A 20,578-nucleotide genomic window follows, 5' to 3' on the forward strand; every position below is an offset into this window, starting at 1 on the left:
CAGATGACACAAAGGGGAAATTACAGTGAATAAAACTCAGTTAGTAGAACAAATCGCAGAAAATGCAGATATTTCTAAAGCGTCAGCGGGTCGTGCTCTAGATGCATTCATCGAAGCAGTAAGCGGAACTCTTCAATCTGGTGATCAAGTCGCTCTAGTTGGCTTTGGTACATTCAGCGTTCGTACTCGTGCTGCACGTACTGGTCGTAACCCAAAAACTGGTGAAGAAATCCAAATCGCAGAAGCAAAAGTACCAGCTTTCAAAGCTGGTAAAGCACTGAAAGACGCTTGTAACTAATCACGGCGTTATTTCTGTAACCGGCCATTTGCTTAACTTTTGCTCAAACAATAAGTTTCGAACAAAAATTTACAAACTTCGAGCCGAACTTTCTTAAATTATGCGCATCATACTGATGCGCATTTCTTTTTCTGATATTATTGCGCCATTATTTCTATTAGATAGAAGCAGTAGGCTTCAATTGTGGAGAGCAGTTAAATTATGATGGATCGACTACGCGAAGGCGTGAATAGCATCGCGGTCAAAATTATCCTTGGACTTATCATCCTGTCTTTCGTATTTGCAGGTGTAGGTAGCTACATCGTTGGTGGTAGCAACAACTCTGCAGCGAAAGTCGGTAACACTGAGATTCCTCGTGGTGAGTTCGAGATGGCATACCAAAATGAGCGTAACCGTATGCAAGCTCAGTTGGGTGACTACTTCTCTCAAATGCTGGCTGACCCTGCATATGTTGAATCTTTCCGCAAATCCGTTTTAGATCGAATGATCAATGACGTGTTGCTTGACCAACAAGCTGAAGCTTTGGGTCTGCGAATCAGCGACACTCAAGTGCGTAGCATGATTCTAGACATGCCTCAGTTCCAATCTAATGGTCAGTTTGATCAAGAGATCTATCAAGCTTCTTTGCGTCGTGCAGGCTTTTCGCCAGACTCTTTTGCTGAGTACATGCGTCGTGAATTGGTTCGTGAGCAACTGCTGAATGCGCTACAAAACAGTGAATTTATTCTGCCGGGTGAAGTACAAGCAGAAGGCAAGCTGTTCACTCAAACTCGTGATATTCGCACGATTCAGATCGACTTAGCGGAGTTTGCGAAAAATATTGAATTGACCGACGAAGAAATTCAAGAGTACTACAAAGCAAACCCAGACAACTTTACACGCCCAGAGCAGGTTAAAGTCTCTTACATCGAGCTGTCAGCTGAAGCGCTAAAGGAACAAGTTAATGTTTCTGATGCTGAGGTGAAAAAGTACTACGACGAGCACTTAAACAAATACTCTTCAGAAGAGCAACGACGTGTCGCTCACATTCTTGTAGAAGGGGACGATGAAGCAAAAGCGCAAGCTATCCTAGATGAGCTAAACGCGGGTGCAGATTTTGCGACGCTTGCTCAAGAGAAATCTGACGATTTTGGCAGCGCTGAAAACGGTGGTGACCTAGGTTGGATTGAGCGTGATGTGATGGACCCTGCTTTTGAAGAAGCGGCATTCGCACTGAAGAATCCTGGCGATACGTCGGGTCTAGTAAAGTCGGACTTTGGCTATCACATTATCAAGCTTGAAGAGCTAAAAGATTCTGTGGCGAAGCCATTTGAAGAAGTCGCTGCTGAAATCAAACAAGAGATGGTCGACCAACAAGCGATCGATCAATTCTACGAGTTGCAAAATGAGCTTGAGCGCGTAGCGTTTGAATACCCAGACTCATTGTATGATGCTTCTCAAGCGGTTAACCAAGAAGTGAAGACAACGGACTTTATTTCTCAGGTTGATGCACCTGAAGTGCTTCGTAGCCCTGCGGTAATGCAAGCTATCCTAAGCCCTGAAGTTAAAGAAGATGGCCTAAACTCTGAAGCTATCGAAGTTGCGCCTGAGCATATTATCGTTGTTCGTGTTGAAGATGCGCGTGACGAGACAGTTCTTCCACTAGAAGAAGTGAAAGATCAGGTTGTTGCAGAGCTATCTCGTGTTAAAGGTGAGCAAGAAGCGATGGAACTTGGAACACAAGTCGTTGCGGCATTGAAAGAAGGTAAGACGAACGTGCTTGCTGAAAACAATCTTGCCTTTGGTGAACAAGAGACAGTAGATCGTCGTTCTCCGTTAGCAACAACGGTATTCGCGATGGCAAAACCAGTCGATGGTAAACCAGTATACGGTCAGTCTAAAGATCTTGAAGGTAACATCATTATCATCGAGCTTGATGCTGTAAACGCAGAGCTAGATAGTGAGTTAGAAGATCAAGTTGCGATGCAAATGCAGCGTGCATCTTCTCAGCAAGATTTATCATCTGTACTAGCCGTACTGCGTGCAAATACTGACATTGAGTACTTTGTTGTGAGCAACTAAGCACAATTAGTGTAATTTGTATGTTGAATAAAACGGACCGCATAAGCGGTCCGTTTTATTTTTGTCTTTATGAACTTCAATCATCAATAGGCATTACTTAAATTAGTGCGCGTTTAAGTGATAGCGGCCGTTGTGAATTCCGGGTCATCTCAGTTTGTTAAATGCATAACCATATTGCTTTCCATTGCAAACTTGATAGTGACTCGCTCTCGACGACTGTTTTTAGCCTACTATTTTGGAGATTGTATGTTCAATATGAAATGGATTTTGACATTGTGCTTATTTGTTTTTGCACCTTTTAGCATGGCTGCGGATTCAGCCACTGACAAATATGAAGGAATTGAAATTACTGTAAATATCAACACGGCCACTGCTGAAGAAATTGCGACCATGTTGAAAGGTATAGGTGAGAAGAAAGCGCAGAGTATAGTGGACTACCGCGAGGAACATGGCCCTTTTAAAACGGCAGCAGATTTGAAGAGCGTAAAAGGCATAGGTGAAGCGACAGTTAAGAAAAACGAAGACCGCATTTTACTGTAGCTTGATGTATTGCAGATATTGAGTCTGAATTCAGAACAATATCTGTTTCCCTATTACTGCTTTCCCGAACCAGCCCCTCTTTCGTGGTTCGGGATTTTTTATCCGAATAAACGACGGCGAAGGCCTTTTTCCAGTAAAGCCATTACTAACCCACCGAGTGCGCCAAACATATGAGCATCAATAGCAACGTTTGCACCGATAAGCTCAGCAGTACTGCTGGATGGGCCATAGACCTGCTCCCATGCTACTTTGGCGATTAGTCCTCCAACTAACAACACACTGCTTCTTCTGCTTTCAAAGACTTCTCTGAGCGCCCAAAATCCAAACAATCCGTGTAATACGCCGGATAAACCCACGTATACCGACATGTTGGTAAACAAATTCAGCGCACCAACACATGCACATAAGATTGAAAAAACGATAAGGAAGTTACGAGTGCTTGGGCGAAAAATAAAAGTAATGATCCACAATCCGGCGAGGTTCATTCCTAAGTGCGCAAAGTTGGTATGTGTGAGATTTCCTGTTACGATTCGCCACCATTCACCATGGCGTATATTGTAGCTGTGCCACTCGGTTAGGCTTGCCATTGGTTCAAATTGAAGTATCAAACAGATCACGCTGATAATACTCAGCAAGGTATAAAGGTTCACTCTATGTCTCGTTATTGTTCTCGTTGTGGAAAATCGCAAAAAGCGTGTATTTGCCAATGGATTGTACCGCTGGCAAGCGAGGTAGAACTTATCATTCTTCAGCACACGAGTGAAGAACATCGTCCGCTTGGTACGGCACGGATTCTCAATTTGAGTTTAGATAACTGTATTTGTTTGATAGGAGAGGACTTTTCTTGTGATGATGCCTTAAATCACTTATTAGCGGATGAGTCATATCAACATTTTGTTCTTTACCCATCAGAAGAGTCACGATGCATTTCTGAAATCACTCAAGCGAGTCATAGTGTATCTAAGAAAATACGTTTGATTTTGCTCGATGGTACGTGGAAAAAAGCGTACAAAATGTGGCAACTCTCAAGCAACTTACATCCACTCCCAACCGTGCAGTTGCCTAAGCAACTACAAGGGCACTACACCATTCGTAAGGCGCCCTCTGAGAATAGCTTATCGACAGTCGAGGCTGGTTATCATTCGCTTCGCTTGCTTGAACCCGAGCGAGACTTTACACCGCTGATGCGTGCGTTTGAAAAGATGATCGAATTCCAAATCGCCCAGATGCCTCCGGGCGTTTTTGAAAAGAATTACTTGAAAGGTTGAGTGTTACTAAAGAACGATGGAAGAGAAAAGTTGGCGGTGTAGCTTTTGCGCGTGACCATCGGTCATTGCAGAAATATAATCGGCGATGACCCTCATTTTATTGCTCTCGCTCTTCGCCTGACACCACAGATCTCTTGTATGAACGGGTAGTAATCGCTCTGGGTCTGCTGTTAACGCTTCAAAAATATCCATAATAATTTGCTGACCCTTATACTCAACGATCTGGACCTGCGGGACTTGGATAACGAAGGTGCTGACAAAGTGCTTGAGTACGTCAAGTGCACGTGCCATCTGTGGTTCTAAACACGCATTCCAAGACAGTAACGGGTTATTAAACGGCTCATCCACCGTTTTGATTGAAATGCTGGTCAGTAGCGCGTTAACCATACCACCGATAGCATCTTTCCGCTCATGGTGCTTACCGCTAAATAGCATCTGTCCGATGGAATCGATATGAGCTTCAAACCACGGGTCGCCACAGTCCGCTAATTGACTTGCTGCGCCTTCTTGCCATTGCTGACGTGTCACCATACCAAGTACGATTGCATCTTCTAAATCATGAACACCGTAGGCGATATCATCTGCTAGCTCCATGATTGAGCAGTCGATTGATTTAAAACGCGTTTTACTGTGCTCAAACTCCGATTCTGGCGTTGAACGCATCAGACTAAGCAATGCCTTGTCGTTGTCAGAAAGCGGTGCAATTACCCAATCAAATAAGTCTTTATCACAATCATAAATGCCTTTAGCTGGGCTCCAATCTTTTGCTTTTAGTTTACGTTGATGCTCGGCTGGTTGAGGCAACTTGACGGAGCGTGTTTGACTAATGAGGGCAGGGTACTTAATCAAACCAAGCAGTGTGCGGCGTGATAAATTCATTCCGAAATGCTCAGTATAAGGCTCTAACTTAGTGACGATACGAAAGGTTTGGGCGTTCCCCTCGAAGCCGCCATGTTCGCGCATTACGTAGTTTAGAGCGACTTCTCCCCCATGACCGTATGGAGGATGCCCGATGTCGTGAGCCAAACATAATGAATCAATTAAGCTGTCTGATGGTAATAGATCGCGGAACTCTGGCTGTTTTTTCTTTAACTGGGCGACGATACCGGTCCCTAGTTGCGACGCTTCTAAGGAGTGTGTTAACCGACTGCGGTGAAAGTCTTCCAAGCTATTGCCGTGTACTTGGGTTTTTGCTTGTAGGCGTCGAAATGCAGCCGAGTGAAGAATACGCGCTCGGTCTCGTTGGTACGGGCTCCGATGGTCGTCTCGACGGATTTTATGCTCATCATCATGGCGCTCTTGCCATTGCGGGTGTAATTCAAACGACACGATTATCTCCGTAAGCTAACTGATTTCATCTAACGATAATTCGAAACTTGGGGCAAAGGTATTGAGAAAGTAATCCATTTCAGGCGTTCTGCGTTCTTGCAAAGTGACGTCTAAGCGTTTTTTTGCCAGAGCGAACTCATGGTTGCCGGCGCTCAGTTCTTCAAGACATTTTAAATAGGCACAGATGGAATCGGCTTGCTTAACGATTTTTGCGTCCTCTTCGTGTGCAGAGTGAGAAAGAAGATAGGGGGCAAAATCATCGTGGAACTCTTCCGGTAACATTGAGAGTAATTTTTGTTCCGCTGCCGATTCTATCTTCTTATATTCTTTGGCAATTTCAGGGTTGTAATACTTCACTGGAGTTGGAAGATCACCCGTTAATACTTCACTGGAATCATGGTACATGGCAAGAATAGCGATGCGTTCTGGATTAAGGTTGCCGCCGAACTTTTTGTTTTTAATTAGGGCAAGGGCATGAGCGACAAAAGCAACTTGTAAGCTATGCTCTGAAACGTTTTCTGGTGAGACGGACCGCATTAAAGGCCAGCGTTGGATCAGCTTCATTCGAGCCAGGTGGGCGAAAAAATGGCTTTCTTTCATGGCTTTCTCCGTTTCTGGTGTAAAAAAGGAACTCACTAGGAGTTCCTCTAAGCATATGAGAGATCAGCACTAATTACTACCAGTGATTCATTACTGGCTGTAGGTTGATAGGAATCTTTCAAAACGTCCAATAGCGATTTCTAGATCTTCAACGTGCGGTAGTGTCACGATGCGGAAGTGGTCTGGTTTTGGCCAGTTAAAACCGGAACCTTGCACCAGTAAGACCTTCTCTTGTTTTAAGAAATCTAAAACCATCTGCTGATCGTTCTTGATGTTGTACATTTTAGTGTCGATTTTCGGGAAGAGGTACATCGCACCCTTAGGTTTGACACAAGAAACACCAGGAATCTGATTGATCAGTTCATACGCTCGGTTGCGCTGCTCTAATAAGCGTCCGCCTGGTAAAATCAGTTCATTGATACTCTGGTATCCACCTAACGCGGTTTGAATGGCATGTTGCATTGGTACGTTTGCACATAAACGCATCGATGAAAGCAGCTCCAAGCCATTCACGTACCCTTGAGCCAGATGTTTAGGCCCCGTTAGGAACATCCAGCCACCACGGAAACCACAAACACGGTAGGCTTTTGAAAGGCCATTGAATGTCATGACTAGCACGTCTTCAGTGAGTGTGGCGACTGAGGTATGTGTTGCACCGTCGTACAACACTTTGTCGTAGATCTCATCTGCGAAAATGATCAGTTTGTGCTGGCGTGCTATCTCAATCACTTCAAGTAGGAAGTCACGGCTGTATACCGCACCTGTCGGGTTGTTCGGGTTGATCAGAACAATGCCACGTGTCTTTGGTGTGATTTTCTTTTTGATGTCTTCAAGGTCTGGGTACCAGTCAGTTTCTTCATCACATAGATAATGAACCGGCTTACCACCAGATAGTGCAACTGAAGCTGTCCATAACGGATAGTCTGGTGCTGGGATCAGCATTTCGTCGCCATTGTTTAATAGCGCTTGCATGGCCATTACGATCAACTCAGACACGCCGTTACCTACATACACATCTTCGACATCTAGCGAGCGTATACCTTTACGCTGATAGTGTTGGACCACAGCTTTACGAGCAGAGTAAATGCCTTTGGAATCACAATAGCCTTGAGAAGTCGGCAGATTACGAATCACGTCGACTAAAATCTCATCAGGGGCGTCAAAACCAAATGGGGCAGGGTTACCAATGTTTAGCTTTAGGATTTTATGCCCTTCTTCCTCCATGCGCTTAGCATGTTTGAGTACAGGACCCCTAATGTCGTAGCAGACATTGTCGAGTTTTGACGACATCCCGATATTTTGCATTGTTTAATTCCTAAAAATTCGTTAATTTCTTTATTAAAATACAATAATTTGTTTTTTATTAGAATATATATCTGTAAATAATCTGTCTGCTGGTTAAGTTTTGCTCGCTTGCTATCACAGGATTTTGCAAAAGATCGCATACGACCTTGATTTGCTTTGGGTCTAAACTTAGAGTAGCCGTCAGTTACCATTTATCCTCACATACAACGAGGTTGATTTGTCACAGTTCCATCAAGCCGTAAAGAGAATTATCGAGCGAGTTCAGCAATCGGAAGGCAATCAAACACGTCTGGTCGAGCCCCTTAGCGAGAAACCTAATTTCTCATTTATTGATTGGCTTGATGCGCAACCACTTTTCCCTAAGTTTTATTGGCAGTCCCGCGATACACGTGAAGAGGTCGTTGCACTAGGGCAATTGCACGCTTTTGTTGAGCCAGGTCCTGCTTATACCATTCTAGGTGAAGGGCAAAGAGTCTGGGGCGGGCGCTCTTTTGATGGACAGCATGAGAAGAATCGTCGCTGTATGCCCTCTTTTTTCTTTTTGCCTCAAATTGAGTTAATTCGTTTTGACCAACAGTGGTCTCTCGCAGTTAATATTTCAGAAGACAAAGCGCGAACTCTAGCTGGGTTGAATAAACTGGTTTGTGAGGTCGCGACCTTAGCTCCAATTTCGTCTCACATCCGCTCTATTGTTCACACGCCAAGTCAGCCTCAATGGAATGAGTTAGTTCATAAGGTTCTGACTGGTATAGAGAATGATGATTTTAAGAAAGTGGTTTTAGCGCGTCGCTCTACCGTGCAGCTTGATAACACATTAAGTGCTGCACAGCTACTTAAAGCAAGTTACTTAAATAACCATCATAGCTTCCATTTCATGCTGAGCTTAGACAGTAAGCACAGTTTTATGGGGTCTACGCCAGAACGTTTGTATTCTCGCGTAGGGCATGAGCTACATACCGAAGCGTTAGCAGGTACGATTGGTCGGGGAGACAATGCCACTCAAGATATGGAGTTGGCGAATTGGTTATCCCAAGACCAAAAGAACCTCAACGAAAACCAGTATGTGGTGGACGACATCATTGACCGTCTATCACCACATTCTGAAGTGGTTGAAGTGGAAGCTGAACCGAGTTTGGTCAGACTACGAAAAGTGCAGCACCTTAAGCGAAATATTCACGCTAGTCTAAGAGCGGGGATAAATGGTGTTCAGTTGTTATCGGCGCTTCAGCCAACAGCGGCGGTTGCTGGCTTACCCCGACAAGAGTCGATGCAATTTATATTGGATAATGAGCCGTTTGCACGCGGCTGGTACGCGGGGTCAATGGGTTACATAAGCCATGAACGAGCAGAGTTTTGTGTCGCAATCAGAAGTGCGCTTGTGCTCGGTGAGCAAGTACAACTGTTTGCGGGCGCAGGGATTGTTCCAGGCTCCATTGCAGAACATGAGTGGGCAGAACTTGATAAGAAAATGTCGACGTTACTTACGCTGATTTCTGATCATCCGCCATTGGGAGTCGCATCATGAGTCATGACCAAGCGGTGCTCAATCGAGTTTGGTCAGAAACCATATTGATTGAGCTTCAGCGATTTGGCGTTAAGCATGTTTGTATCGCTCCCGGATCTCGTTCTACGCCTTTAACTTTAGAAGCGGCAGAACAGTCCGACTTTTCCATTCATACTCATTTTGATGAGCGTGGATTGGGCTTTATGGCTCTTGGTTTAGCGAAAGCTACTCAGGAACCCGTGGCAATTATCGTTACCTCTGGTACGGCAGTGGCGAACTTATTACCGTCGGTTGCCGAAGCCAAACTTACTGGTGAAAAACTGGTGCTGCTGACAGCAGATCGTCCAGTAGAACTTGTCGGCTGTGGTGCAAACCAAGCGATAAATCAATTGGGTATTTTTTCACATCATGTTTCGGCCAGTTTGAATTTACCAAGCCCAAATTTAGCAACGTCGCTTAACTGGTTGCTGACCTCTGTTGACGAAGTGATGTTTACTCAGCAATTGCAGGGTAGTGCCGTTCATATTAATTGTGCATTTCCAGAGCCTTTGTATTCCAACGGCGCAAAATCGGATTATCAAACCTACTTAGATTCGGTCGCCGGATGGCGAAAAGGAAGCGGCACTTATACTCAGCGTTTTAGCCATTTGTCACAGGCAAACATCCCGCCTTTTTCGGACAAAAAAGGCTTGGTTGTGATTGGCAGCTTACCGCTTGAACAAGCGAAGTCGGCGCAGGCATTTGCACAAAAGATGGGATGGCCAGTACTTGCAGACCCGCAAAGTGGTCTCAGTTCGGATTGGGCGTATTACGATGTATGGCTTCAACTTCCCGAGTTCGCAAACGAGCTTGAATCTTGTGAACTTATTATCCAATTTGGTAGCCGAATCATCTCCAAACGTTTGAACCAATGGATTGATAAACAAGTATCGAAAAATCAACAAAGTAAAGACGTTCTGTATTGGTATGTCTCACCTTGTATGGACCGGAATAACCAAAATCATCTGGCGCAAATGCACTGGGTTGAGCCTCCTAAAACGTGGGTTTCTCGCATTAGTTTTGAGAAGTCAATATTTGCTGGGTGGGCTGATAGGTTAGCGAATGACGTTAAGCGAGTTCATCAACGTATCGAAGAAGCCTTCCTATCTGATTCAGCGTCTGCCATTGACGAAATTGCGTTGGCAGCAGACATCAACGAGCGCACAAAGAACGTAGATGTTTTCTTGGGTAATAGCTTGTTTGTTCGGCTTGTTGATATGTACGGAAAATTGGATGGTGTAGAGGTTTTCACTAATCGAGGCGCGTCAGGGATTGACGGTTTGTTTGCTGCGGCATCAGGCGTGCAACGGGCAAGAGGTAATCCGTTACTAATGTATATCGGTGACACAGCAGCACTTTATGATCTCAATTCTCTGGCGCTATTTTCTCACAATAAACTGCCGGCGATACTTGTTGTTACTAATAATGACGGCGGTGCGATTTTTGATATGTTGCCAGTACCACCAGAGCGCAGAACGACATATTATCAAATGCCTCATGGTTATCAGTTTGAACACGCGGCAAAGCAGTTTGGTTTGGCGTATTTGCATGTTTCTACACTGGAGCAATTCCAATCATCTGTAAAAGAGCATTTATGTCACGGCCAAGGAACGTTGCTGGTCGAGGTTCAAACCCCATCTAACCAAGCTGCTGAGACACTCAAGGCATTTAATAAGAGTCTGAATGCTTTACTTTGAACGTTTCCCTGTATTAGAAAAACACCAAAGTAGAACGTTGCCCACTTTGGTGTTTTTGCATGGCTTACTCGGTAGCGGTGCCGATTGGCTCGCGTGTTTAAATGCATTACCCGAATATGAACGTGTTACGGTTGACCTCCCTGGTCATGGGCATAGCCAATCTATTTCTTGCAGCGATCTGAATGATTGCTGCAAACTTCTTGGTTCCACACTATCTTTATTATTTCCCTCACAACAACCACTTATTTTGATTGGTTACTCTATGGGCGGCCGCATTGCGATGCATGGTATTGCCCATCAATGCTTTCCAGATCTCAATATTGCAGGCGCGATTATTGAAGGGGGAAACTTCGGGCTTCAAACTGAGTCAGAGAAACAGGTGAGATTAGAGAATGATGATCGCTGGGCAATGCGTTTCAAAACTGAACCACTTGAACGTGTTTTGAACGATTGGTACCAACAAGCGGTGTTTTCTTCACTAAACCATGAGCAAAGACAAACATTCATTGCGAAGCGAAGTGATAATCTTGGCTCAGCGGTGGCGAATATGTTGATGACGACATCGTTAGCCAAACAGGCATATTTGTTGCCCTCACTGCAAAAGCAGAACATACCAGTGTATTACTTGTGTGGTGAGAAAGACCAAAAATTTAGCCAACTGGCACAACGTAGCGGGTTGGCGTATCGACAAGTTGAAGGCGCTGGTCATAACGTCCATCAAGAGCAGCCCAAACAGTTTGCGATACATACCAAGCAAATAATTCAGTCTCACTTTGGTGAGAGTAACGAGAACAATGGGAATCACCATGGCTAAAACAGTAGGCATTTCTGAAGAAGAACTTTACGCTCCGGTTCAATGGAAAGATTGCGGCGAGAAATACGAGGACATTCATTACCATAAGTCTGAAGATGGTATCGCGAAAATCACCATTGCGCGTCCTCAAGTGCGTAATGCGTTTCGTCCTCAAACGGTAAAAGAGATGATTGATGCGTTGGCAGATGCGCGTTACGACTCTGGTGTTGGCGTGATCATTCTGACAGGTCTAGGTGAAGACGCATTCTGTTCTGGCGGTGACCAGAAGATCCGTGGCGACTACGGCGGCTACAAAGATGACCAAGGTACGCACCACCTAAACGTATTGGACTTCCAACGTGATATTCGTACTTGTCCAAAACCAGTGATCGCATCGGTAGCTGGTTGGGCTGTGGGCGGTGGTCATGTTCTGCACATGATGTGTGACCTCACGATTGCAGCTGACAACGCTCAATTTGGTCAAACAGGCCCTAAAGTGGGTTCATTTGATGGCGGTTGGGGTGCATCTTACATGGCTCGCATCGTAGGCCAAAAGAAAGCTCGCGAAATTTGGTTCCTATGTCGTTTCTACAATGCTCAAGAAGCGGTAGACATGGGCCTAGTAAACACAGTTGTACCACTAGCGGATCTAGAGAAAGAAACCGTTCGTTGGTGTCGTGAAGTTCTGCAACACAGCCCAATGGCATTGCGTTGCTTGAAAGCTGCGTTGAACGCGGACTGTGATGGCCAAGCGGGTCTGCAAGAACTGGCGGGTAACGCGACTATGATGTTCTACATGACAGATGAAGGCCAAGAAGGTCGTAACGCATTCAACGAGAAACGTCGTCCAGACTTCGATAAATTCCCTCGCAACCCATAATCCGTCTAAATGAGGAGCGTGTTAGCTCCTCTGTTCCTTTTTTCCTGAGCGCCTCGCCCTCTGGGAGGCTGGTGGGATTGCTCGTCAGAACGCTCAAATATACGGCATTACATAGGACTTGAATTATGCGTGAAGCGAAAATTTATCGTTATAGCTTGCTCATGGATAGTGGTGTCATCCTACGTGACAACAAGCTAACCGAACGTGTTGGTTATGTTGTTGCGCTTTCCGAAGATGGTAAAACAGGGTTTGGAGAAGTCGCTCCTCTTCCTGGTTTTAGCTTAGAGAGCACCGAAGATGCGGGTGTTCAGCTACAAGAACAGGCGGAGCGTTGGGTAGCAGAGTTGGATGTGGATTATGCCAATATGTACCCGTCGGTTGCGTTTGGTTTATCGATGGCACAACTTGAATTAGCTGGTGGTTTACCACAACAAGGTAAATACCAAACAGCGCCACTATGCACTGGCGACCCAGATGAGCTCATTCCAAAGCTGAACGAAATGGAAGGTGAGAAAGTCGCTAAGGTGAAAGTTGGACTTTATGAGCCAATTCGCGATGGCATGCTTGTGAACCTTTTTCTTGAATCAATCCCTCAATTAACGCTTCGACTCGATGCCAATCGCGCTTGGACACCAGAAAAAGCGCAGCAGTTCGCTAAGTACATTGCCCCGTCTCTGCGTCAACGAATCACGTTTCTAGAAGAGCCGTGCCGCTCTCCTGGCGATAGTCTCTCTTTTGCGATTAATACTGGTATTGCTATCGCTTGGGATGAAACATTGCAAGATGCGGTTCGTCGTGAAGATTTCCGTCTTGAAGATCTAACTGGTGTGAAAACGATCATCATCAAACCCACACTCATTGGTTCAGTGGATTTTTGTATTACACTGATAGAGAAAGCGAAGTCACTGGGGATGAAAGCAGTGATTAGCTCGAGCATTGAATCCAGTCTCGGTTTAACTCAATTAGCGCGCTTTGCCCAATGGCAGCTGCCTGATGAAGTTCCAGGTTTGGATACGATTGGCTTATTCAAAGCTCAGCTAGAGCAGGGCTGGCCTAAGTGTGAACTTCCCGTTCTTCCTCTAAAAGACCAGGAGATTGTGTGGCATTCTGCGTAGACAATATTGCGAAGGCACCATGGAAATATTGGGCTCAAACGAGCCCTTTTTCTATTGCACTCAAGACATCAACAGAAGTATTAAACTGGCAACAACTCTCGAAGCGTATTGACCAATACACTCACTATTTGAATGACTTGGGTGTAACTCGGGGGGATGTGCTGACTTTGGTTGGCAAGAACCAAGTAGAAACACTGTTGTTTTATCTTGCCTCCAAACAGTTAGGCGCGCTTGCTGCGCTGACCATGGAACAACCACTAGATAAGTTGCAGGGTAAGCTTGCTGCACTTTACAGGCCTGATCAAACTCGGTTTATCTGGTTTTCTCAGGAGTGCGCTTCGACCTTTTCTGAACATGATATACAAAAACTCAAGGCAACATTGCTTTCACCGCCTGTAGTATCACAGCAAGAGAGTGATTCGTTGACTGAAGATAGCTATCATCATGACCGGCTAGCTTCAGTAGTATTTACTTCTGGCTCTACAGGGGAGCCTAAAGCTGTGGTCCATACACATCGACAGCATCTTGCGTCTGCAGAGGGCTTGTTGCAGGAGTTCATTTTCACTCAGCAAGATGCTTGGCTATTATCGCTTCCGCTGTATCACGTCTCTGGATTAGCGATTGTCTATCGTTGGCTATATGTCGGAGCAACACTAAAGGTCGGTTCAGGGAAACTTGTTGATGATGTTCAGGGCGTATCACACGCTTCTTTGGTTGCGACTCAGCTAAAACGGTTATTGGATGATGATGCACATTTGTCATTGACACATGTGCTACTGGGCGGCAGCCACGTTGATCACGAGTTGGCACTACGAGCAACAGGGCAAGGCATTGAGACATGGTTAGGTTATGGGATGACGGAGGCGGCCTCTACCGTTACCGCAAAGAGAATTGACTGCACCAGTAATGCTGGGCATGTATTGAAGCACCGTAAGATAAAATTAGTTGACCAACGCATTTTTATTGGCGGTAAGACATTAGCGGCAGGGTATTTCCATCAAGGACATGTTACCCCATTTCTGGATGAGAAAGGCTGGTTTGACAGCAAAGATCTTGGCGAGTGGCAAGGTGATGAATTAAAGATAATCGGCCGTGCCGACAATCAGTTTATCTCTGGTGGTGAGAATATCCATTGTGAAGAGATTGAAGCCGCTTTGAACCAAATTGATGGTGTAGTGCAGAGTATAGTGGTTCCAGTCGAAAACGCGGAGTTTGGTCATAGACCAGTAGCTGTGATTCAGACCAATGGATTGCGCAGCAAGTCGGAGTATGACCAGCACTTGCAATCAAAGTTAGAGAAGTTTAAATGGCCAGTGGAATACCATGTAATGCCACTAACTCTACTAGAAGGTGGGATCAAAATTTCACGTAAGGCCGTGAAAGAGTGGCTACTGTCATCACTTCAGCATTAGTCAATTTTGCTATGTATTAGTCATAAAGAGAATTTCGTATCTTTATAACTCTGAATCATAATTATGCTTCTTCGTGGAGAGAAAATGCATAAGGTTCAGGATGGCAAAGCTAGTTTTAATTGCGGCAGTAGCACTACAAATTGGTATCGCGATAAGTAGTGAAGGGCTAGCCCGCTCTCTTGCAGAGCTAACGGCATTTTTGATCGCTATTGCGTTGGTCGTTATATACAAAAATAGCAAACGGGAAATGCCGTCCCCTCAACGCGATAAGCAGACCACCAATATCTAAAACAGTAACCAACTTAGAGAAGTGGTCGAAATTAACACCCACAGAGTCACACCAAACAACAGTGGCTTAGCTCCAGCAGACTTTAGTTTTGAAATTGAAATGCTACAACCTATCAAGAACAGACATACAACCAACGCTTGCTTTGCTCCAATGAAAATGCCGTGATAGACCATTTCAAATTGAGGAAATAAGTCGCTAAACGCGATAGCTGCACAGTACCAAAAAATGAAATAAGGGATAGCTAGTTTTTTCTTTCCATTCTCTTTTTGGCCTCTTGAAAAGATGACGGCACTGATCAAAGCAACAGGAATGATCCATAAAGCGCGCGCGAGTTTCAATGTTGTTGCCGTCGTTAGTGCTTCTTCCCCAAAGGCCGAGGCAGCCCCGACAACAGAAGATGTGTCATGAATGGCAATCGCAGCCCATGTGCCAAACGTGTGTTGATCTAGCCCTAAAGCATGTCCAATCACAGGAAACACAAAGAGTGCAATGGAGTTCAGGACAAATACCGTTGCCAGTGCTAATCCAATCTGCTCGTCTTTCGCTTTAATGGCCGGTGCCACAGCAGCAATTGCGCTACCACCACAAATTGCAGTACCTGATGAGATTAAGTAAGCGGTTACTCGCTCCAATTTAAGTACCCTGGCAATGAGAGTGCCCATGATCAGTGTGCCTGTAATAGTGGCGATGATCAGGCCGATACCATCCGATGTGACTGCAAGTGCTTGCTCAAAGTTGATGCCAAAGCCTAAGCCAATAATCGAGTAAGACAGCAGCTTTTTAGTAAAAGAAGCGATGGGCAGCTCGGAAGGCACAAAACCAAAACTTGCGAGTAGAAAACCGATAACTAGAGCAATGGGAGAGGAGGCAAGGGGGGTTAAACAAAAAAGTAACGCCAATCCAAACAGGAGGTAGTTTCTATTCAAGGTTTTTATTCGCTGTTGTGAATGAAAGGGAGAGTATATCGCACTGGGTGTGGTCAGTTTGTCTTAATGATTTGAACACATGTTCAGTTATCCTAAACATGTGTTCAAGTGTATTTTATCGCCAGTCGCCTCTGAGTTGATGCACTTTATCGAACATTGTTTTTGCCGTTGCCTCATTTGGTGGCACCGGTTGTCCTGCCTCAATTTCTAGCTTTGACCAAAATCGAGTCGGTAAGCCACAGCATGCGCGACCTTTTGCGCGGCTGAAATAGCTTCCCCATAAGCCTTTAAGTGCAACAGGTATGACGGGTACTGGGCTACGACGTAGAATGATATCAATACCGCGCATGAATTCATTCATTTCACCATCTGAAGTTAATCTTCCTTCAGGGAAAATACAGACGATATGACCTTCGCTTAGCGCGGCTTCCACATCGTTAAATGCACGTCTGATAGAGCTTCTGTTACTCGCTGAAATTGGAATTACCCCAGTTCGACGTAAAAAGCGCCTTAATGGAGGTAGGTTGGCGTAATCTTCCTCCATCACAAAACGAATCAACCTTGGGCATACTGCACTAAGTAGCAATGCATCCATGTAGCTTACATGATTACATACAATCAATGCCCCACCATGCTCGGGTAGGTTGTGTAGATTCTTATGCTTAACTCGATAGATGGTGTGCGTAAGCATCCACATGACAAAGCGAACAACAAAAATAGGAATTTGCAAAAAGATGTAAGCGGCGACTAAGAAATTTAAAATGGCTAACAATGCAAACAGTTGAGGAATTGTCATCTTGATTACACTTAGGCACACAATACCTAAGACAGCGCTGCCGACCATAAACAGAGAGTTAAAGATGTTGAGCCCTGCGATGACTTGAGCACGTTCGGTTTCCTTTGCTCGATGCTGCATTAATGCGTAAAGAGGCACGATAAACAAACCGCCCGAAGCACCAATCATCAATAGGTAGAAAAATAATGGCCAAAAAGGCTCATATCTAAAGAAGTCTACAAAGTTATGGAAAGTAGGTAGATCATTGGGAATGGAAGTGGCCATTAGGTACCCAAATACCGTAATGCCAAAGGCACCAATTGGCACAACACCGACTTCTATACGATGGTTTGAGATCCAATTGCAAAGTAGCGACCCTAGCGCGATACCAATGGAAAATAGAGCGAGCAAGAAAGACACCGCACTCTCGGTGCCATTTAGGTAAATCTTAGTGAAATTCGGGAATTGTGTTAGATATGCGGCGCCTAAAAACCAAAACCAGCTTATTGCCATTATGCATTGAAAAACAACTCGATCGGATTTGGCGATAGAGAGCGTGTGTTTGGTTTGCTTGTATGGTTGCCAACGAAAAGAGAGATTGGGTGCGCTGGCTGCAGCAAAGGGGATTGAGCGGCTCGACAAGTAGCCTAACAATGCGAAGATCACGACACAAAATGCGGCGAGGTATTTTGCGTTGTCTGCAGAGGCTATAATCCCAGCGCCTAAGGTGCCAATAAGGATGGCGATAAAGGTACCAGCTTCAACAAGAGCGTTGCCGGGCACTAACTCTTTAGCATTTAACTTTTGAGGCAAAAGGGCATATTTAACTGGGCCAAAAAATGCTGACTGTGTGCCCATTAAAAACAGTAGCAATAAAAGCACACCATAACTTTCGGTTATGAATCCGATGGCACCTAACAGCATGATGGCTATTTCAAATAGTTTGACCTTACGAATAAACCATGACTTTTCATATTTGTCGGCTAATACGCCAGCGGAAGCAGAGAACAGAAAGAACGGTAGAATGAACAAGCCTGCCGCAAGGTTGATGAACAAATTGCTCGAAATAGGTAGTGCACTGGAGCCAGCGAATGCGACAAACAACAGCAAAACGTTTTTAAAAATATTGTCGTTGAAAGCGCCAAAAAACTGAGTAATGAAATAGGGCAGGAACTTTCTCTGCGTAAGTAAGGACGGCTGTCTATCGGATGACATGGATAATCCTTTGTTACCAGTTCGTGAGGTAGTTAGAAAGAAGATTACTGATCAATTCTTTGCCATCAATCGGTTCACTAGAGAAAAACTTATCATCAACACTGAGTAAAGTAATGCCATGTACGCCAGACCAAAGGACTCGACTCGCTTGAATCACTTCGGATTCAGTACGATGTGGTGCGATTTGAGCCAATAGTGACTCTAGCATTCCCGTCATACCATCGATACGTTTGGCATGCCATTCCGGAAGTTCTGCTCCATTCATGTTGTGTTCGAACACTAACTGCCAACGGTATGGGTGTTTTTGAGCAAAATCGTGGTAGCAATAAGCGAGTTCAAAAAGCGCTTGATGGGAGTCTTTGCTGTCATTAGTCGCTTTGCGTGCTTCTTGAGATAACTCATCTAAAGTTTGAGCGACAACATGAAGCAACAACAAATTATAATTACCAAAAACATTTACCAATGTGCTTGGCACGTAACCAATCATGTTAGCGATTTTACGAAGACTGAGTTCGTGGTAAGAATTCTCATCTAAAAAGTTTTTGACCGTTGTTAAGGTCAAATTCACTAACTCTTCTCGGGTGTGATCGTTTCTGCGCGCCATACTCTCAAACTACTTTATTGAACATCGTTCAATATGATAGTCAGCTACCTATTAACCGTCAACAAGGCAATGTGTCCAAGTGCCCTCAAGGTGTAGGATTCTGAGCTGTGTCACTGATTCTAATTCAAGTAAAACAATCTGGAGTATTAGTGAACTTATTCCATACTTTTTTTACATTGATCAAGCGCCTTCAGCTGAATTGTAAGCAGTGTGAGCAGTCTGCATTTTTGGCAATATTCTGATACATGTCAGCTTCTATAAGCTATTTTCATCAATCGGTATACAGAGTATGATGACTTAAAAATCATCTTTGGCGTGCTACTGTTTGAAACAACGATTGTTTCGTCTTGAAAATGGGGCACTATCTTAGATAGCTAACTTTAAGGATAACGATGAAACGTTTATTTTCTATTGTTGCTTTATTGATGTTTACTGTTGCTGTAACGCCTATCGCGGAAGCGAAGAAGTTTGGTGGCAGTAAGTCTTTCGGTAAGAGCTACAAAACTGCACCAGCACCGAAACAACAGCAACAAAACACCAATACGGTCGGCAAAGATCAGACGACAAAGTCTTCAAGTAAGAAAGGCCTTATGGGGGGGCTGCTAGGCGGACTTCTTGCTGGTGGTCTACTTGCTGCATTCTTTGGCGGTGCTTTTGAAGGTATCCAGTTTATGGATATCCTAATTATTGGTTTGATTGCCTTTGTCATCTTTAAACTAATGCGCGGTATGCTAGGTGCGAAGCAGGGCAGTATGAACCAGCATCGTCAACAGCCTGCATTTGGTGGCAACGCATCTAAGTTTGAGCAACCAAACATGCAAAACTTTGAGCAACAACCAAACACAAATAATGGTGGCTTTGGTGGTTTTGGCGCTCAAACAGACGTACCACATAACTACCCACCGGGTTTTGACCAAGCAGCGTTCATTAATGGTTCTCGTGAACACTATCGAATCCTGCAAGGTGCGTGGAATCACAACCAGCTAGAAACTATTGAAGAATATGTTTCTCCAAGCTTGTTTGAAGACCTAAAAGCAGAGCGCGCGAAGCTCGACGGTGAGCAGCATACTGACGTAATGTACGTTGATGCGGAGATCGTCCGTGCTGATTACGATGCAAATAAAGCACAGCTTAGTCTGCAGTTTAGCGGTCGTTACCGTGACACAGTAGAAGGTGTTGAAGAAGAAATCGAAGATATCTGGCACCTAGAGCGTGACTTGACTGCGCCTAATGCGCCATGGTTAATCGTTGGTATTCAAGGCTAGTCACCTTTAAACCAATTTAGTCACTAGTAAAAATCCCGCATCCCCTGCGGGATTTTTTGTATCTATCATTTATATTTCTTGTACGTGTTTTTATGCAAACATCACTAATTGAGTCCGTTTGGTAATTTTGCGAGCCCACTTTTTCTAGTAAGTCCTCAAGTGTTTTCCTATTTATATTGAACATTCATATTAAGGCCATACGAACTAACAAAATCAAAATAGCTAGTACATTGTTTGTAGGGTAAAGATCTGCTCCTCAGCCTTTTGTTTGTGGAGTTTCACATGGGGTTGGTTGCTTTAGTGAGATTGAGTATAGGTTATACCAATCGTAGTAAATAACTGGTCATTCTAGCTTGTTAAAATACTCGATAACTGCGTTGCAATTTTTGATTGTAGAATAACTACTTATCGAAAAATTGCGCCTTGTTCTCAAGCATTTTCCCTACGCTATTTCTGATCACTTATTTACCGTGATAGGTATTCAATCGAGAAGAGTTTCGGTTAGGAGTGAAAGGGTTCGTTGTAGTAGGACTATGCTATCAAGATCCTGAAACGAAAAAAGCCAGCTCAATGAGCTGGCTTCTTCAATATGGTGGAGGGGGACGGATTCGAACCATCGAAGGCAGTGCCGGCAGATTTACAGTCTGCTCCCTTTGGCCACTC

At 44.5% G+C, this 20,578-nt stretch carries 19 protein-coding genes; 12 read left to right on the forward strand and 7 right to left on the reverse strand.

Going from position 1 to position 20,578, the window contains the following annotated elements:
- Positions 1-25: 25 nt before the first annotated feature.
- From R7P72_RS14655 to R7P72_RS14665, 3 genes are all read left to right on the forward strand, one after another.
- Positions 26-298 carry an HU family DNA-binding protein gene (locus R7P72_RS14655; RefSeq protein ID WP_005382341.1) on the forward strand — a complete coding sequence of 91 codons (273 nt, stop codon included), beginning with the start codon at positions 26-28 and terminating at the stop codon, positions 296-298.
- A gap of 201 nt (positions 299-499) precedes the next feature.
- Complete coding sequence (gene ppiD, locus R7P72_RS14660; RefSeq protein ID WP_005382334.1) at positions 500-2,359, forward strand: peptidylprolyl isomerase; 1,860 nt, start codon at positions 500-502, stop codon at positions 2,357-2,359.
- 255 nt (positions 2,360-2,614) lie between these two features.
- On the forward strand, positions 2,615-2,899 hold the full coding sequence (locus R7P72_RS14665; RefSeq protein ID WP_031777211.1) for a ComEA family DNA-binding protein: 285 nt from the start codon (positions 2,615-2,617) through the stop codon (positions 2,897-2,899).
- Between the two features lie 98 nt (positions 2,900-2,997).
- Here R7P72_RS14665 and rrtA read toward each other — a convergent pair whose 3' ends face one another.
- Entirely contained in the window at positions 2,998-3,549 is a 552-nt protein-coding gene (gene rrtA, locus R7P72_RS14670) for a rhombosortase (protein WP_005382331.1), read from the reverse strand.
- A gap of 3 nt (positions 3,550-3,552) precedes the next feature.
- Between rrtA and R7P72_RS14675 the strand changes: the two genes are divergently transcribed.
- Positions 3,553-4,167 (forward strand): tRNA-uridine aminocarboxypropyltransferase, encoded by a 615-nt coding sequence (locus R7P72_RS14675; RefSeq protein ID WP_025766956.1) that lies wholly within the window; start codon positions 3,553-3,555, stop codon positions 4,165-4,167.
- 6 nt (positions 4,168-4,173) lie between these two features.
- Here the strand turns inward: R7P72_RS14675 and R7P72_RS14680 are convergent, their stop codons facing one another.
- The 3 genes from R7P72_RS14680 to R7P72_RS14690 form a co-directional block, all read right to left on the reverse strand.
- On the reverse strand, positions 4,174-5,496 hold the full coding sequence (locus R7P72_RS14680; RefSeq protein WP_005382327.1) for an anti-phage deoxyguanosine triphosphatase: 1,323 nt from the start codon (positions 5,494-5,496) through the stop codon (positions 4,174-4,176).
- Between the two features lie 15 nt (positions 5,497-5,511).
- Positions 5,512-6,096, reverse strand: a complete 585-nt coding sequence (yfbR, locus tag R7P72_RS14685) for a 5'-deoxynucleotidase (protein ID WP_017634778.1) — start codon at positions 6,094-6,096, stop codon at positions 5,512-5,514.
- 90 nt (positions 6,097-6,186) lie between these two features.
- Positions 6,187-7,401, reverse strand: a complete 1,215-nt coding sequence (locus R7P72_RS14690; RefSeq protein WP_005382322.1) for a pyridoxal phosphate-dependent aminotransferase — start codon at positions 7,399-7,401, stop codon at positions 6,187-6,189.
- A gap of 217 nt (positions 7,402-7,618) precedes the next feature.
- Here R7P72_RS14690 and R7P72_RS14695 point away from each other — a divergent pair, with 217 nt between their 5' ends.
- The 7 genes from R7P72_RS14695 (at position 7,619) to R7P72_RS14725 (ending at position 15,130) form a co-directional block, all read left to right on the forward strand.
- Entirely contained in the window at positions 7,619-8,926 is a 1,308-nt protein-coding gene (locus R7P72_RS14695; RefSeq protein WP_005382321.1) for an isochorismate synthase MenF, read from the forward strand.
- The gene (gene menD / locus R7P72_RS14700; RefSeq protein WP_005382320.1) at positions 8,923-10,641 is read left to right on the forward strand and encodes a 2-succinyl-5-enolpyruvyl-6-hydroxy-3-cyclohexene-1-carboxylic-acid synthase; all 1,719 of its coding nucleotides are present in this window, start codon (positions 8,923-8,925) and stop codon (positions 10,639-10,641) included. Before R7P72_RS14695 ends, menD begins: the two co-directional genes overlap by 4 nt.
- A complete protein-coding gene (gene menH / locus R7P72_RS14705; RefSeq protein ID WP_213907068.1) occupies positions 10,628-11,455 on the forward strand; it encodes a 2-succinyl-6-hydroxy-2,4-cyclohexadiene-1-carboxylate synthase in 828 nt (275 codons plus the stop codon). Before menD ends, menH begins: the two co-directional genes overlap by 14 nt.
- A complete protein-coding gene (gene menB, locus R7P72_RS14710; RefSeq protein WP_005382318.1) occupies positions 11,448-12,314 on the forward strand; it encodes a 1,4-dihydroxy-2-naphthoyl-CoA synthase in 867 nt (288 codons plus the stop codon). The genes menH and menB overlap by 8 nt, the downstream gene beginning before the upstream one ends.
- 125 nt (positions 12,315-12,439) lie before the next feature.
- Positions 12,440-13,429, forward strand: coding sequence for an o-succinylbenzoate synthase (gene menC, locus R7P72_RS14715; protein WP_005382317.1), 990 nt, complete (start codon positions 12,440-12,442; stop codon positions 13,427-13,429).
- A complete protein-coding gene (gene menE, locus R7P72_RS14720) occupies positions 13,414-14,841 on the forward strand; it encodes an o-succinylbenzoate--CoA ligase (RefSeq protein ID WP_054575197.1) in 1,428 nt (475 codons plus the stop codon). Before menC ends, menE begins: the two co-directional genes overlap by 16 nt.
- A 100-nt stretch (positions 14,842-14,941) precedes the next feature.
- On the forward strand, positions 14,942-15,130 hold the full coding sequence (locus R7P72_RS14725; RefSeq protein WP_005382314.1) for a hypothetical protein: 189 nt from the start codon (positions 14,942-14,944) through the stop codon (positions 15,128-15,130).
- On the opposite strand, the gene R7P72_RS14730 is transcribed toward R7P72_RS14725, so the two are convergent.
- The 3 genes from R7P72_RS14730 to R7P72_RS14740 form a co-directional block, all read right to left on the reverse strand.
- Entirely contained in the window at positions 15,127-16,056 is a 930-nt protein-coding gene (locus R7P72_RS14730; protein WP_086013920.1) for a YeiH family protein, read from the reverse strand. The two genes, R7P72_RS14725 and R7P72_RS14730, sit on opposite strands and share 4 nt — an antisense overlap.
- A 115-nt stretch (positions 16,057-16,171) precedes the next feature.
- Entirely contained in the window at positions 16,172-18,046 is a 1,875-nt protein-coding gene (locus tag R7P72_RS14735; protein WP_005382310.1) for an MFS transporter, read from the reverse strand.
- A 13-nt stretch (positions 18,047-18,059) separates the two neighbouring features.
- Positions 18,060-18,650: a TetR/AcrR family transcriptional regulator gene (locus tag R7P72_RS14740; RefSeq protein WP_005382308.1), complete on the reverse strand. Its 591-nt coding sequence runs from the start codon at positions 18,648-18,650 to the stop codon at positions 18,060-18,062.
- Between the two features lie 392 nt (positions 18,651-19,042).
- On the opposite strand from R7P72_RS14740, the gene R7P72_RS14745 reads away from it, so the two are divergent.
- Positions 19,043-19,915, forward strand: coding sequence for a Tim44 domain-containing protein (locus tag R7P72_RS14745; protein ID WP_005384268.1), 873 nt, complete (start codon positions 19,043-19,045; stop codon positions 19,913-19,915).
- Positions 19,916-20,578: the final 663 nt, after the last annotated feature.

This window comes from Vibrio sp. Vb0888 (assembly GCF_033338835.1).
Classification (GTDB): Bacteria; Pseudomonadota; Gammaproteobacteria; order Enterobacterales; family Vibrionaceae; genus Vibrio; species Vibrio alginolyticus.